Consider the following 13,412-nt stretch of genomic DNA (forward strand, 5'->3'; position numbering starts at 1 on the left):
CCGCGCTGGTCGGACCGGCGGTCAACGACCGCCGTTCGTGGCCACGAGCTCCTCGGCCACGAGGAATGCCAGTTCGAGCGACTGCATGTGGTTGAGGCGCGGGTCGCAGAGCGACTCGTAGCGAGTGGCCAGGGTCGCCTCGTCGATGTGCTCCGAGCCGCCGAGGCACTCGGTGACGTCGTCGCCGGTCAGCTCCACGTGGATGCCGCCCGGGTGGGTGCCCACGGCGCGGTGCGCCTCGAAGAAGCCCTTGACCTCGTCGACCACATCGTCGAAACGACGCGTCTTGTAGCCGTTCGGCGTGGTGAGGCCGTTGCCGTGCATCGGGTCGGTGACCCAGAGCGGCTTGGCGTCCGACCCCTTGATGGCCTCCAGGAGCGGCGGAAGGGCGTCGCGGATCTTGCCCGCGCCCATCCGGGTGATGAAGGTCAATCGGCCCGGCTCCCGGTCGGGGTCGAGCTTGTCGATCAGCCGCAGCATGTCGTCCGGAGTCGTCGACGGGCCGAGCTTGACGCCCAACGGGTTGCGAACGCGCGACAGGAAGTCGACGTGCGCGCCGTCGAGGTCACGCGTGCGCTCCCCGATCCAGACGAAGTGGCTCGAGGTGTTGTAGGGCAGCCCCGTGCGCGAGTCGATGCGCGTCATCGGCCGCTCGTAGTCGAACAGCAGCGCCTCGTGGCTCACGAAGAACTCGGTGCGTTTCAGCGCCTCGAAGTCGGCGCCGCACGCCACCATGAACTTCACGGCGCGGTCGATCTCGCCGGCCAGCTGCTCGTAGCGCACGTTCGCGGGGTTCGAGGTGAAGCCCTTGTTCCAGGTGTGCACCTGACGGAGGTCGGCGAAGCCGCCCTGCGTGAAGGCGCGGATGAGGTTGAGGGTCGACGCGGCCACGTGGTAGCCGTCGAGCATCCGGTTCGGGTTCGCGGTGCGCGACTCCGGGGTGAAGTCGTAGCCGTTCACGATGTCGCCGCGGTAGGCCGGCAGGGTGACGCCGTTGCGCGTCTCTGTGTCGCTCGAGCGGGGCTTGGCGAACTGACCCGCCATCCGGCCCATCTTGATCACGGGCATCGAGGCGCCGTAGGTGAGCACGACGGCCATCTGCAGCACGGTCTTGACCCGATCCTTGATCTGGTCGGCCGTGGCACCCGCGAACGTCTCGGCACAGTCGCCGCCCTGCAGCAGGAAGGCCTGCCCGTTGGCGGCCGCGGCGAGGCGGTCGCGCAGATTGTCGACCTCACCGGCGAACACCAGCGGCGGGAAGGAGGCGAGGTCACGCGAGACGGCTTCGACGGCGTTCTGATCGGGCCATTCCGGCTGTTGCTTCACCGGAAGGGTGCGCCAATAGTCCAGACCCGCAATCACCGATTCATCCGCTTCGACGATTTGCTCTGTTGGATCTACCACTGGTTCGTTTCCCGTATCTGTTTGGTGTCTCACTGGGAGACAGGCCGCGCGACGCTCGCGCGTTTCTCCTTTACCGAAGTCGCATACACGTCGGCGTATTCCTGGCCGCCTAAGCGGTGGAGCTCGTACATGATCTCGTCGGTCACGGAGCGAAGGATGAACCGGTCGGATTCCAATCCCTCGAACCTAGAGAAATCTAACGGCTTGCCGATGATGATGCCAATTCGCCGGATCTTGGGGATCTTCGACCCGATGGGCATCACCTTCTCGGTGTCGATCATGGCGACCGGGATGATCGGCACGTGCGCTTCGAGCACCATCCGGGCCACTCCCGTGCGTCCCCGGTAGAGCTTCGCATCGGGGCTCCGGGTGCCCTCCGGGTAGATGCCCAGCAGGTCGCCGCGGCCCAGCACCTTCAAGCCCGTGTTGAGCGACGCCTCCGAGGCCTTGCCGCCCGAGCGGTCGATGGGCAATTGACCGGAGGCGATGAAGAACAGCCGCACCAGCCAGCCCTTGATGCCCTTGCCGGTGAAGTACTCGCTCTTGGCGAGGAAGGAGACCTGTCGGTCGACCACCACCGGCAGGAACACCGAGTCGCTGAACGAGAGGTGGTTCGAGGCGAGGATGGCGGCGCCCTTGGCGGGGATGTTCTCGAGGCCGATCACCCAGGGCCGGAAGAAGGTCTTGAGGATCGGGGCGACCACGAGGTACTTCGCGAGGAAATAGAACATCGGGCCTCAGATCGTCTCGGCGTAGCGGCGGGCGAGGTCGGCGGCCCCGACCACCCCGGCATCGTTGACGAGCTCGGCGATGCGGAACTCGGGCTCCGGGTGGTAGCCCCGGGCCGGCAGCGCTTCGAGGAAGGCGAGCCGGATCGGGTCGAGCAGAACGTCGCCCGACTGCGCGACTCCCCCGCCGATCACGAAGAGCTGCGGATCGAGCACCGCGGCGAGACTCGCGCAGGCCTGGCCGAGCCAGGTGCCCAGTGTGCGGAGCGCCGAGAGAGCGCCCGGGTCGCCGATGGAGACCAGCTCCGAGATGTCCTGCCCGGTCAGCACGCCGTTCCGCGAGCGCACCGAGGCGAGCACCTGGCCGATGCCGCCCGCATCCGCGAGCTCGTTGGCCATCCGGAGCAGCGCCCGGCCGGAGCCGTACTGCTCGATGCAGCCGTGCGCGCCGCAGCCGCAGGGCAGGCCGTTCGGCACCACGCGCAGGTGGCCGAGCTCGGCGCCGGCGCCGAAACCGCCGCGGAACAGGCGGTCGCCGCTCACGATCGCGCCGCCCACTCCCGTGCCGATGGTGAGGATGACCATGTCGCTGACCAGGCGCCCCGCGCCGAAGCGGAACTCGGCCCAGCCCGCGGCGTTCGCGTCGTTCTCGATGATGATCGGCAGATCGAGGCGCTTCTCGAGCTTCTCGCGGAACGGCTCCTCGCGCCAGTTGATGTTGGGGGCGTAGTAGACCACCGACTGCGAAGCATCGATGAAGCCTGCGGCCGCCACACCGACGGCGGCGATCTCCTCGCCCTGGGAGAGGTGCTTGACCATCTCGACCACGGTGTCTTCGATCACCTGCGGCTCGGAAGCGGAGGTCGGGCGGCGGTCGTGCGCGATGATGTGGCCCAGTTCGTCGACTACGGCGCCGGCGATCTTCGTGCCACCGATATCGATTCCGATGGCGCGCATGCGAGGTGGTTCCTTCCGCCGGGGTGTCATCGCATCCAGGGAAGCCCCGGATGCACCAAGTAGAGTGTAGATGAGTTGCACTCGACCGGTACCAAAGGAGTTGCCGTGGACCAGTATTCCGTTCCCCCCGTTGTCACAGCAGACCCCGACGCGAACGCCAGCGACCTGCTCGTCGAGCGGGTTCGTCTCACCCCCGACGGCCCGCTGTTCGCGGTGCCCGAGGGCTCCGGATGGCGCGACATCACCGCCGCCGAATTCCTCGCGCAGGTGCGGGCCATCGCGAAGGGCCTGATCGGCTCGGGCATCCAGCCCGGAGACAAGATCGGCCTGATGTGCAAGACCCGCTACGAGTGGACCTTGATCGACTTCGCCACCTGGTTCGCCGGGGCCGTGCTCGTGCCGGTCTACGAGACCTCCGCCCCGGCGCAGGTGCAGTGGAACCTCAGCGACTCCGGTGCGGTCGCCGTGATCGTCGAGACCGCCGACCACTTCGCACGCTTCGACGAGGTGCACGCGGATCTGCCTCTCGTGACCCAGGTCTGGCAGGTCGACCTGGGCGACCTCGACAAGCTGGCCGCCGCGGGCGTCGACGTCTCCGACGAGGAGTTGGAGCGCCGCCGCACGCTGGCCAAGGGCTCGGATCTCGCGACCCTCATCTACACCTCGGGCACCACCGGGCGACCGAAGGGCTGCATCCTCACCCACTCGAACTTCGTGGAGCTCTCGCGCAACGCCGCCGTCGCGATGAAAGACGTCGTGCAGCCGGGCGCCTCCACTCTGCTGTTCATCACCACGGCGCACGTCTTCGCGCGTTTCATCGCGGTGCTGAGCGTGCACGCGGGCGTGAAGGTGGGACACCAGGCCGACACGAAGCAGCTGCTGCCGGCGCTCGGGTCGTTCAAGCCCACGTTCCTGCTGGCCGTGCCGCGCGTGTTCGAGAAGGTCTACAACTCCTCGGAGCAGAAGGCCGAGACCGGGGGCAAGGGCAAGATCTTCCGCCGGGCCGCGGCCGTGGCGGTGGAGCACTCCGAAGCGCTCGACGCCGGCAAGGTGCCATTGGGGCTGAAGATCAAGTTCGCCCTGTTCGACCGCCTCGTCTATTCGAAGCTGCGCACGGCGCTCGGAGGCAACGTGAAGTACGCGGTGTCGGGCTCCGCGCCACTCGGGCACCGGCTGGGGCACTTCTACCGGAGCCTCGGCGTGAAGATCCTCGAGGGCTACGGCCTCACCGAGACCACGGCGCCCGCCACGGTGAACCTGACCGACAAGTTCAAGATCGGCACCGTCGGTCCCGCTCTTCCAGGCGTGGGCATCAAGATCGCCGATGACGGCGAGATCTGGGTGAAGGGCATCAACGTCTTCGCCGGCTACTGGCAGAACGAGGCGGCGACGGCCGAGGTGATGGACGGCGAGTGGTTCAAGACCGGCGACATCGGTTCGCTCGACGACGACGGCTTCCTCACCATCACGGGCCGCAAGAAGGAGATCATCGTCACCGCCGGTGGCAAGAACGTGGCCCCGGCCGTACTCGAAGACCCCATCCGTGCGAACCCGCTGGTGGGTCAGGTCGTCGTCGTGGGCGACCAGAAGCCGTTCATCGCCGCACTCATCACGCTCGACGCGGAGATGCTGCCGGTCTGGCTCGGCAACAACGGCCAGCCGACCACACTCACCCTCGCCGAGGCGGCCGAGAACCCGGCGGTGCTCGCCGAGATCCAGCGAGCCGTGGATGCGGCGAACGCGCTGGTCTCGCGCGCCGAGTCGATCCGCAAATTCGTGGTGCTCTCGACCGACTTCACCGAGGCCAGCGGGCACCTCACCCCGAAACTCACGATCAAGCGCAACGTCATCCTGAAAGACTTCGCTTCCACCATCGAGGGCATCTACAACGCGGCCCCCGCCACCGAGGGCCAGTCACTGGTGCACTGACCCCCTCCCCGACCTCCTCGCGAGACGCCAAAATCCGCCCTTCCCGTCGACCGGGAAGGGCGGATTTTGGCGACTCGGGAAGGCATCAGCAGGGCTTGAGCGCCTCCACTGCAGTGCCGAGTGTGTTGGGGCCGCCGAGCACCACGATCTTCGTGGGCTCGAGCCGCACGATCTCCTGCAGCACCGAGGCCGGCACGCAGTTCTGCTGCACGAGGTAGATCGGGTTGCCGGCCTCACCGGCCACGGGAGCGGCACTCAGGGCATCCGGGAACACCAGGCCACTCGCGAGATAGATGGTCGAGGTCGCCAGGAACTCCTGATTGACTGCGACGGCCGCCTCGAAGCGGTCGGCGCCGCTGGCCCGGGTGACGACGAACGGTGTCTCGAGCGCCGTCTGCAGAGCCTGGCTGACCGAGGCGGTTCCCCCGACGATCTGGATGTTCGACGCCCCGATCGCATCGAGCAGCGCGGTCTCGGCAGCCGTCGGCTTCGTCTCTGCGCCGTTCACGAGCAGCACCGGGCCGTTCTTCGCGACGGCGGCGGGTGAAGCGGCCAAGGCATCCGGGAAGTTGGCCCCCGATGCCAGGTAGACCCAGTTCGACGCGGGCACCCCGACATCGGCGTTCGCGATGAGGTTGCGCGACACCTCGTAGCGGTCGGCGCCGCCGATCCGCTGCACGTCGGCACCGGGGACGGCCGCCTTCAGCGTGGCGAGAACGCCGTCAGCCACCGAGGCCGCTCCACCGACAACCACGATCTTCTTGGGCTTGAGGCGCACGATCTCGGCCTGGGCTCCGGCCGGCAGGGAACCCGCGGTCGTGAGAAGCAGCGGCGCGCCGTGCACACCGGCGACCGACCCGGCGCTGAGAGCATCGGCGAACTTCTCACCACTGGCCACGTACACCGTTTCGGCGTCGGTGAACGTCGCCTTCGAGATCTGCACCGCCTGATCGTAGCGATCGACGCCCTTGATGCGACTGACGGCGGGTGTGGCCGACACGATCATGGTGCAGTCGATCGTCTTCGCCGGCAGGTCTTCGAACGTGGCCTTGACGGTGAAGGTCGTTGTTCCGGTAGCCGTCGGCGTGCCCTCGAACTGGTACGGCACCCGCCTGGCGACGTCACCGGTCAGTGTCACTCCGGTGGGGAGCACACCGGCCGAGATCGACACGGTAGCGCTCTTGTCATAGAGATCGAGGGCCGGTGTCGCCGCGATGGGGATGCCGCGCACCGCCCTCGCGGGCGGACACACCGGGTTGTAGACCTCGATAGCGGAGGCCGGACCGGCGGCCAGAAGTGAGCCGGCGAGAGCGACGAGTGCGAGCGCACCGGCGCCGGAAAGAAGGGTGGGTTTCACGATAGGTTCTTTCTGATGATGGCAAGGACGGGTATCCATCCATCGTCCGAGCGAACCGGCTCCGGGGGTTATGGGTACTTGATACTCAGAACCAGGAGCTCTCCCGCACCTGGCGCATGGCCTCGCGGCGCGTGGGCTTGTCGAGGCGGTCGAGGTAGAGCAGGCCGTCGAGGTGGTCGGTCTCGTGCTGCAGCGCCTGCGCCAGAACTCCCGTGCCGGAGACCTCGACGGGGTTGCCGTCGAGGTCGATCCCGGTGGCCCGGGCGAACGGATACCGCGACGTCTTGAACCACAGCTCGGGCACCGACAGACAGCCTTCGTCGATGAGCTCGGGCTCCCCCGACACCTCGACCAGCACGGGGTTCAGGATGTAGCCCACCTCCCCGTCGACGTTGTAGCTGAACGCCCGCAGGTTCACGCCGATCTGCGACGCGGCGACGCCGGCCCGCCCCGGCACCTGCACGCTGTCGAGGAGGTCGGCGACGAGCGAGCGCACGCGGTCGTCGATCTCGCCGATCGGATCGGACACGGTCTTCAACACGGGATCGCCGAAGAGACGGATCTCACGAACGGTCACAGTAGGGGTGCTTCTCTCAGTTCAGGATCAGGAGTCGGTTCAAGCGCCGGGGGTGACGACCACGATCAGATCGCCGGCCTCCACCTGCTGGGTCTTCGGGATGGCCAGCCGGGTCACGACACCGGCGACCGGCGTGGTGATCGCGGCCTCCATCTTCATGGCCTCGATCGTGGCGACGGCTTCGCCGGCGGCGACGGACACGCCTTCCTCGACCTTCAGGGTCACGACGCCCGAGAACGGGGCAGGCACCTGGCCGGGCTTGGATCCGTCGGCCTTCTCGGCCGCCTTGGTCTCCACGGTGATGCTGCGGTCACGCACGTTGACCGGGCGGAGCTGCCCGTTCAGCGTGGTCATGACCGTGCGCATCCCCTTGTCGTCGACCTCGCCGATCGCCTCGAGACCCACGAACAGGCGCACGCCCTTGCCGATCTCGACCACGTGCTCCACGCCCTGCGTGAGGCCGTAGAGGTAGTCGACGGTGTCGACCACCGAGAGGTCGCCGAACAGCTCGCGCATCTGCTCGAACTGGCGCGTGGGCGCCGGGAACAAGAGCCGGTTGAGAGTGGCACGACGCTCGAGGGCGTCGCCGCTCAGGGCTTCGCGATCCTCATCCGTGATCGGGGTGACCCCGATCTTGATGTCCTTGCCTTCGAGAACCTTGGTGCGGAACGGCTCGGGCCATCCGCCCGGCAACTCGCCGAGCTCCCCTGCCATGAAGCCGATCACGGAATCCGGGATGTCGTACTTCTGCGGGTTCTGCTCGAAATCGACCGGATCGGCCTTCACCGCGGCGAGATGCAGCGCGAGGTCGCCCACGACCTTCGACGACGGGGTGACCTTCGGGATGCGGCCCAGGATCTTGTTCGCCGCCGCATAGAGGTCTTCGATCAGCTCGAAGTCGTCGGCGAGGCCGAGCGCGATCGCCTGCTGGCGCAGGTTCGACAGCTGCCCGCCCGGGATCTCGTGGTGGTACACCCGCCCCGTGGGGCCGGGCAGTCCCGACTCGAACGGCCGGTAGACCTGACGAACGGCCTCCCAGTAGGGCTCCAGGTCGGAGACGGCCTGCAGCGAGAGACCGGTGTCACGCTGCGTGTGTGCGAGGGCGGCGACCAGAGCGGATGCGCTGGGTTGCGACGTCGTGCCGGCCATCGGTGCGGATGCGACATCCACGGCATCGGCGCCTGCTTGGGAAGCGGCCAGGAGCGTCGCCAGCTGCCCGCCTGCGGTGTCGTGCGTGTGCACGTGCACCGGGAGGTCGAAGTTCTCGCGGAACGCCGCCACGAGCTTCGCAGCGGCCGTGGGGCGCAGCAGGCCCGCCATGTCTTTGATGGCGAGGACGTGGGCACCACTGGCGACGATCTGCTCCGCCAGCTTGAGGTAGTAGTCGAGCGTGTAGAGGTCTTCGGCCGGGTCGAGCAGATCGCCGGTGTAGCAGACCGCGACCTCCGCGATGGTCGTGCCGGTGGCCAGCACCGACTCGATCGCCGGACGCATCTGCTCGACGTCGTTCAGCGCGTCGAAGATGCGGAAGATGTCGACACCGGTGGAGGCCGCCTCCTTGACGAAGGCATCGGTCACCTCCGTGGGGTAGGGCGTGTAGCCGACGGTGTTACGGCCGCGCAGCAGCATCTGGATCGCCACGTTCGGCAGCGCCTCGCGCAGGCTGGCGAGCCGCTCCCACGGGTCCTCTCCGAGGAACCGCAGCGCCACGTCATAGGTGGCACCGCCCCAGGCCTCGACCGAGAGCAGCTGCGGCGTCATCCGCGCCACGTACGGCGCCACGGCCACGAGATCGCGGGTGCGCACGCGGGTCGCGAGCAGCGACTGGTGCGCGTCACGGAAGGTGGTCTCCGTAACAGCCAGGGCGGTCTGCGCGCGCAAGTCGGCGGCGAAGCCGACCGGGCCGAGCTCGAGCAGACGCTGACGCGATCCGTTCGGCGCCGGCGTGGACAGGTCGATCTTCGGCAGCTTGTGCGCCGGCTCCGCCGTGCCGACCCGCTGGCCGTTCGGCTGGTTCACCGTGACGTCGGAGAGCCAGTTCAGGATCTTCGTGCCGCGGTCCTTCGACTGGTGGCCGGCCAGAAGCTGCGGCCGCTCCTCGATGAAGGAGGTCGAGAGGTCGCCGGCGATGAAGTCGGGGTCGTCGAGCACGCCCTGCAGGAACGGGATGTTCGTCGAGACGCCACGGATGCGGAACTCGGCCAGCGCACGACGCGCCCGCCGCACCGCGGCCGGGAAATCGCGGCCCCGGCAGGTCATCTTCGCGAGCATCGAGTCGAAGTGGGGCGAGATCTGCGCACCGACGTCGACGGTGCCGCCATCCAGACGCACGCCTGCGCCACCGGGCGAGCGGTACGCGGCGATCTTGCCGGTGTCGGGACGGAAGCCGGCCGTCGGGTCTTCGGTCGTGATGCGGCACTGCAGAGCAGCACCGTGCAGCACGATGTCCTGCTGATGCAGACCGATCTCGTCGAAGGTCATACCCGACGCGATCATCATCTGCGACTGCACGAGGTCGACGTCCGTGACCTCCTCGGTCACCGTGTGCTCGACCTGGATGCGCGGGTTCATCTCGATGAACACGTGCATGCCCGCCCGGGGGCCGACCGTGTCGACGAGGAACTCCACCGTTCCCGCGTTGACGTAGCCGATCGACTTCGCGAACTTGATGGCGTCGGAGTGCAGCGCCTCCCGCAGCTCGTCGCTGATGTTCGGAGCCGGCGCGATCTCCACGACCTTCTGGTTGCGGCGCTGCACCGAGCAATCCCGCTCGAACAGGTGCAGGGTCTCCCCCGCGCCATCGGCGAGGATCTGCACCTCGATGTGACGGGGGCGCAGCACGGCCTGCTCGAGGAACATGGTGGGGTCGCCGAACGCGCTGTCGGCCTCGCGCATCGCCGCTTCGAGGGCGCCGCGCAGCTCCTCGGGGGTCTCGACCCGGCGCATCCCGCGCCCGCCGCCGCCCGCGACCGCCTTCGCGAAGATCGGGAACCCGATCTCCTCTGCACCCGCCAGCAACTCTTCGATGTCACGCGTGGCCGGCGTCGACTTGAGCACCGGAACTCCCGCGGCGATCGCGTGCTCCTTCGCGGTGACCTTGTTGCCCGCCATCTCGAGCACGTGCTCGCCGGGGCCGATGAACGTGATGCCGTTCTCCGCCGCTGCTTTGGCGAGCTCGGGGTTCTCCGACAGGAAGCCGTAGCCGGGGTAGATCGCGTCGGCGCCCGCTTCCTTCGCCACCCGGATGATCTCCGAGACATCGAGGTAGGCGCGCACCGGATGCCCGACCTCACCGATCTGATACGCCTCGTCGGCCTTCAGGCGGTGCATCGAGTTGCGATCCTCGTACGGGAACACCGCGACCGTCTTCGCACCGAGCTCATAAGCGGCCCGGAACGCCCGGATCGCGATCTCACCGCGGTTGGCAACCAGAATCTTCTTGAACATCGAGACCTTTCGGGCGCATGCGCGTACAGCGAACAGTTAGGTTCTCTAAGCCTAGTGAAGGTAACGTAGTCGATTGTGCATGTACTCAGCGTCTCTTCCCTCAAGGGAGGTGTGGGCAAAACCACAGTGACGCTCGGGCTCGCCTCCGCGGCGTTCGCCAAGGGATTGCGTACCCTCGTCGTCGATCTCGACCCGCAGTCCGACGTGTCGACCGGCATGGACATCCGTGTCGCCGGTCACCTCAACGTCGCCGACGTGCTGGCCTCTCCCAAGGAGAAGGTCGTTCGAGCGGCCATCGCCCCCTCGGGGTGGACGAAGGATCGCGGCGGCAAGATCGACGTGCTCATCGGCAGCCCGTCGGCACTGAACTTCGACGGCCCGCACCCTTCGATCCGTGACATCTGGAAGCTCGAGGAGGCCCTGGCCACCGTCGAGACCGAATACGATCTCGTGCTGATCGACTGCGCCCCATCGCTGAACGCGCTCACGCGCACCGCTTGGGCGGCATCCGATCGCGTCTCCGTGGTCACCGAGCCCGGCCTCTTCTCCGTGGCCGCCGCCGACCGCGCATTGCGCGCGATCGAAGAGATCCGCCGCGGACTCTCCCCCCGTCTGCAGCCGCTCGGCATCATCGTGAACCGCGTGCGGTCGCAGTCGCTCGAGCACCAGTTCCGCATCAAGGAGCTGCGCGACATGTTCGGGCCGCTCGTGCTCTCGCCCCAGCTGCCGGAGCGCACCTCGCTGCAGCAGGCGCAGGGTGCCGCGAAGCCGCTCCACGTCTGGCCCGGCGAAGGCGCGCAGGAGATGGCGCGCAACTTCGACCTGCTGCTCGAGCGCGTGATGCGCACGGGGCGCGTGGGCGAATACGCCGACGTCACGAAGGCCTAGCTCGCCGACCACTCACCGCCGTCGCGGATCGACCGGAGGATGCGCCGGCTGATCTCCCGGAGCTGCTTCTTCTGCGCGGTCGTCAGCGGGTCGAGCACCAAGCGGTGCACCGTCTCGACGTGGCCGGGTGTCGCCTGTGCGTACGCCTCCTGACCATCCTTCGTGAGAGTGGCGAGGGTGAAGCGGCCGTCGGACGGATCGGGTCGGCGCCGCACCCAGCCCCTCGACTCCAGGCGTGCGACCGCACGCGAGAGTCGCGACAGCGAGCTGTTCGCGTAGCCGGCCAGCACGCTCATGCGCAGGGTCTGTTCGGGAGCGTCGGCCAGGGCGTAGAGGATGCCGTACTCGAAGTGCGTGAGGTCCCCATCGCGCAGTAACTGGGCGTCCAGGGCCGCTGGAAGCCATTCGAGCACCGTCGCCAGGGTCGCCCAGGTCTGCAGATCGTCGCCCCGGAGGGCCGCGCTTTCGGTGTCATCCGTCATGCCGCCAGACTAGCAGTGTGACTTGACTGAGCAAGTCATCATGCTACCGTTTCACTTGACTGAGCAAGTGAATGGAGAGACATGGATCTCGAGTTGAGTGGAAAACGCGCCTTCGTGAGCGGATCGACGCAGGGCATCGGATACGCGATCGCGAGGGCCCTTCTCGACGAGGGGGCGACCGTCGTCGTCAATGGACGACGTGACGAGACCGTGCAGAGCGCGGTACGACGATTGAAGGCCGAGAACCCCGGCGCGGCGGTTTCGGGAATCGCTGCCGACTTCGGCCGGCCGGCCGAAGTCGCCCGATTGCTGGAACGCCTGGGCGAGGTCGACATCCTGGTGAACAATGTCGGGATCTTCGAGGTCGCCGCCTTCGACGACATCCCTGACGACGACTGGCAGCGCTACTTCGACGTCAACATGATGAGCGGCGTGCGGCTCGCGCGCAACGCGCTCCCCCGCATGCTGTCCGAGAACTGGGGCCGCATCATCTTCATCGGCACCGAGTCGGCGGTGAACGTTCCGGCCGACATGCTGCACTACGGCACCACCAAGGCCGCGATGCTCGCCCTGAGCAACGGTCTGGCGAAGCTCACCCGGGGAACCGAGGTGACGGTGAACACCATCCTGGGCGGGCCGACGTACTCCGACGGAGTCGCGCGAGCCGTCGAGCAGATCTCCGAGGCGCAGGGCATGCCGACCGACGACCTGAAGGCCGCGATCATCGGAGGCAACCAGACCTCGCTCCTGCAGCGCTTCATCGATCCGAGCGAGATCGCGAACCTCGCCGTCTACCTGGCCAGCCCACTCTCCTCAGCCACGAACGGCGCCGCGCTCCGCGCCGACGGCGGAGTCCTCACCACCACCCTCTAGTCGTGCGGCTGCCGCTCCCTCCAAGACGAGAACGAAACACAACAGGCCCTTCTCGACGACCCAGGGTGAGCGCGCGGCCGCTGTGCGACCGCTCGCGAACATATCGCCTCGCGCCGCAGAAGCGGCGGAGCGAGCAACGAGCGACGCGCGACCGCAGGCCGCGCATCGCGGGAAATGGCTCGGTGCCTATACCGCTTTACGAGCAGCGCGGCGGGCGGCCAACTCGTCTGCCGGGTCGAGAACGACGGAGTCGAGTTCGACCAGGCTGTTCTCGACCTCGCGGAGCACCTTGCCCACGGCGATGCCGAACACACCCTGCCCACGGCTCACGAGGTCGATGACCTCGTCGTTCGAGGTGCAGAGGTAGACGCTCGCGCCGTCGCTCATCAGAGTCGTCTGTGCGAGGTCGTTGATGCCCGACTCGCGCAGCTGGTTGATGGCGGTGCGGATCTGCTGCAGCGAGATCCCCGTGTCGAGCAACCGTTTGACGAGCTTGAGCACGAGGATGTCGCGGAAGCCGTAGAGACGCTGCGACCCCGAGCCGGCGGCTCCGCGCACGGTGGGCTCGACCAGTGCGGTGCGCGCCCAGTAGTCGAGCTGACGGTAGGTGATCCCCGCGGCGCGCGCGGCGACGGCCCCACGATATCCGCTCGCGTCATCGAGGTCGGGAAGACCATCGGTGAACAGGAGTCCGAGATCGTAGCGCGAATCGTCGTCCTGGATCAACTCGCTCATCAGCGCCTTCCATCGTCCGGGGCATCCGGTACTCG

Annotated in this window: 11 protein-coding genes; 3 read left to right on the top strand and 8 right to left on the bottom strand. The window is 67.5% G+C overall.

Annotated elements, in window-relative coordinates:
- Positions 1 to 21 precede the first annotated feature (21 nt).
- The 3 genes from BLW00_RS11265 to BLW00_RS11275 all read right to left on the bottom strand — a co-directional run bounded on the left by BLW00_RS11265 (position 22) and on the right by BLW00_RS11275 (position 3,089).
- Positions 22 to 1,362: a class II 3-deoxy-7-phosphoheptulonate synthase gene (locus tag BLW00_RS11265; protein WP_092553844.1), complete on the bottom strand. Its 1,341-nt coding sequence runs from the start codon at positions 1,360 to 1,362 to the stop codon at positions 22 to 24.
- A gap of 71 nt (positions 1,363 to 1,433) precedes the next feature.
- Positions 1,434 to 2,135 carry a lysophospholipid acyltransferase family protein gene (locus BLW00_RS11270; protein ID WP_092553847.1) on the bottom strand — a complete coding sequence of 234 codons (702 nt, stop codon included), beginning with the start codon at positions 2,133 to 2,135 and terminating at the stop codon, positions 1,434 to 1,436.
- A 6-nt stretch (positions 2,136 to 2,141) separates the two neighbouring features.
- Entirely contained in the window at positions 2,142 to 3,089 is a 948-nt protein-coding gene (locus tag BLW00_RS11275) for an ROK family glucokinase (protein WP_092553850.1), read from the bottom strand.
- A gap of 105 nt (positions 3,090 to 3,194) precedes the next feature.
- Here BLW00_RS11275 and BLW00_RS11280 point away from each other — a divergent pair, with 105 nt between their 5' ends.
- Entirely contained in the window at positions 3,195 to 5,018 is a 1,824-nt protein-coding gene (locus BLW00_RS11280; RefSeq protein WP_092553853.1) for an AMP-dependent synthetase/ligase, read from the top strand.
- A gap of 85 nt (positions 5,019 to 5,103) precedes the next feature.
- On the opposite strand, the gene BLW00_RS11285 is transcribed toward BLW00_RS11280, so the two are convergent.
- From BLW00_RS11285 to BLW00_RS11295, 3 genes are all read right to left on the bottom strand, one after another.
- Positions 5,104 to 6,375, bottom strand: coding sequence for a cell wall-binding repeat-containing protein (locus BLW00_RS11285; RefSeq protein WP_175494229.1), 1,272 nt, complete (start codon positions 6,373 to 6,375; stop codon positions 5,104 to 5,106).
- 85 nt (positions 6,376 to 6,460) lie between these two features.
- The gene (locus tag BLW00_RS11290) at positions 6,461 to 6,952 is read right to left on the bottom strand and encodes a peptide deformylase (RefSeq protein ID WP_092553859.1); all 492 of its coding nucleotides are present in this window, start codon (positions 6,950 to 6,952) and stop codon (positions 6,461 to 6,463) included.
- Between the two features lie 39 nt (positions 6,953 to 6,991).
- Positions 6,992 to 10,399, bottom strand: coding sequence for a pyruvate carboxylase (locus BLW00_RS11295; RefSeq protein WP_092553862.1), 3,408 nt, complete (start codon positions 10,397 to 10,399; stop codon positions 6,992 to 6,994).
- Between the two features lie 75 nt (positions 10,400 to 10,474).
- Between BLW00_RS11295 and BLW00_RS11300 the strand changes: the two genes are divergently transcribed.
- The gene (locus BLW00_RS11300; RefSeq protein WP_031282071.1) at positions 10,475 to 11,287 is read left to right on the top strand and encodes a ParA family protein; all 813 of its coding nucleotides are present in this window, start codon (positions 10,475 to 10,477) and stop codon (positions 11,285 to 11,287) included.
- Here the strand turns inward: BLW00_RS11300 and BLW00_RS11305 are convergent.
- Positions 11,284 to 11,769, bottom strand: coding sequence for a MarR family winged helix-turn-helix transcriptional regulator (locus tag BLW00_RS11305; RefSeq protein WP_092553865.1), 486 nt, complete (start codon positions 11,767 to 11,769; stop codon positions 11,284 to 11,286). The genes BLW00_RS11300 and BLW00_RS11305 overlap by 4 nt on opposite strands.
- Positions 11,770 to 11,850: 81 nt before the next feature.
- Here BLW00_RS11305 and BLW00_RS11310 point away from each other — a divergent pair, with 81 nt between their 5' ends.
- Positions 11,851 to 12,642: an SDR family NAD(P)-dependent oxidoreductase gene (locus tag BLW00_RS11310; RefSeq protein WP_092553868.1), complete on the top strand. Its 792-nt coding sequence runs from the start codon at positions 11,851 to 11,853 to the stop codon at positions 12,640 to 12,642.
- 186 nt (positions 12,643 to 12,828) lie between these two features.
- Here the strand turns inward: BLW00_RS11310 and BLW00_RS11315 are convergent, their stop codons facing one another.
- Entirely contained in the window at positions 12,829 to 13,377 is a 549-nt protein-coding gene (locus BLW00_RS11315) for a MerR family transcriptional regulator (RefSeq protein WP_092553871.1), read from the bottom strand.
- Between the last annotated feature and the right edge of the window lie 35 nt (positions 13,378 to 13,412).

Origin of the sequence: Herbiconiux ginsengi (genome assembly GCF_900107435.1) — a bacterium.
In the GTDB taxonomy this organism is placed as follows: domain Bacteria; phylum Actinomycetota; class Actinomycetes; order Actinomycetales; family Microbacteriaceae; genus Herbiconiux; species Herbiconiux ginsengi.

Excerpts from the sequence above, each read along its gene's own strand:
- BLW00_RS11270 (WP_092553847.1), bottom strand. The coding sequence starts at position 2,135 with ATGTTCTATTTCCTCGCGAAGTACCTCGTGGTCGCCCCGATCCTCAAG.
- BLW00_RS11275 (WP_092553850.1), bottom strand. The coding sequence starts at position 3,089 with ATGCGCGCCATCGGAATCGATATCGGTGGCACGAAGATCGCCGGCGCC.
- BLW00_RS11295 (WP_092553862.1), bottom strand. The coding sequence starts at position 10,399 with ATGTTCAAGAAGATTCTGGTTGCCAACCGCGGTGAGATCGCGATCCGG.
- BLW00_RS11305 (WP_092553865.1), bottom strand. The coding sequence starts at position 11,769 with ATGACGGATGACACCGAAAGCGCGGCCCTCCGGGGCGACGATCTGCAG.
- BLW00_RS11310 (WP_092553868.1), top strand. The coding sequence starts at position 11,851 with ATGGATCTCGAGTTGAGTGGAAAACGCGCCTTCGTGAGCGGATCGACG.
- BLW00_RS11315 (WP_092553871.1), bottom strand. The coding sequence starts at position 13,377 with ATGAGCGAGTTGATCCAGGACGACGATTCGCGCTACGATCTCGGACTC.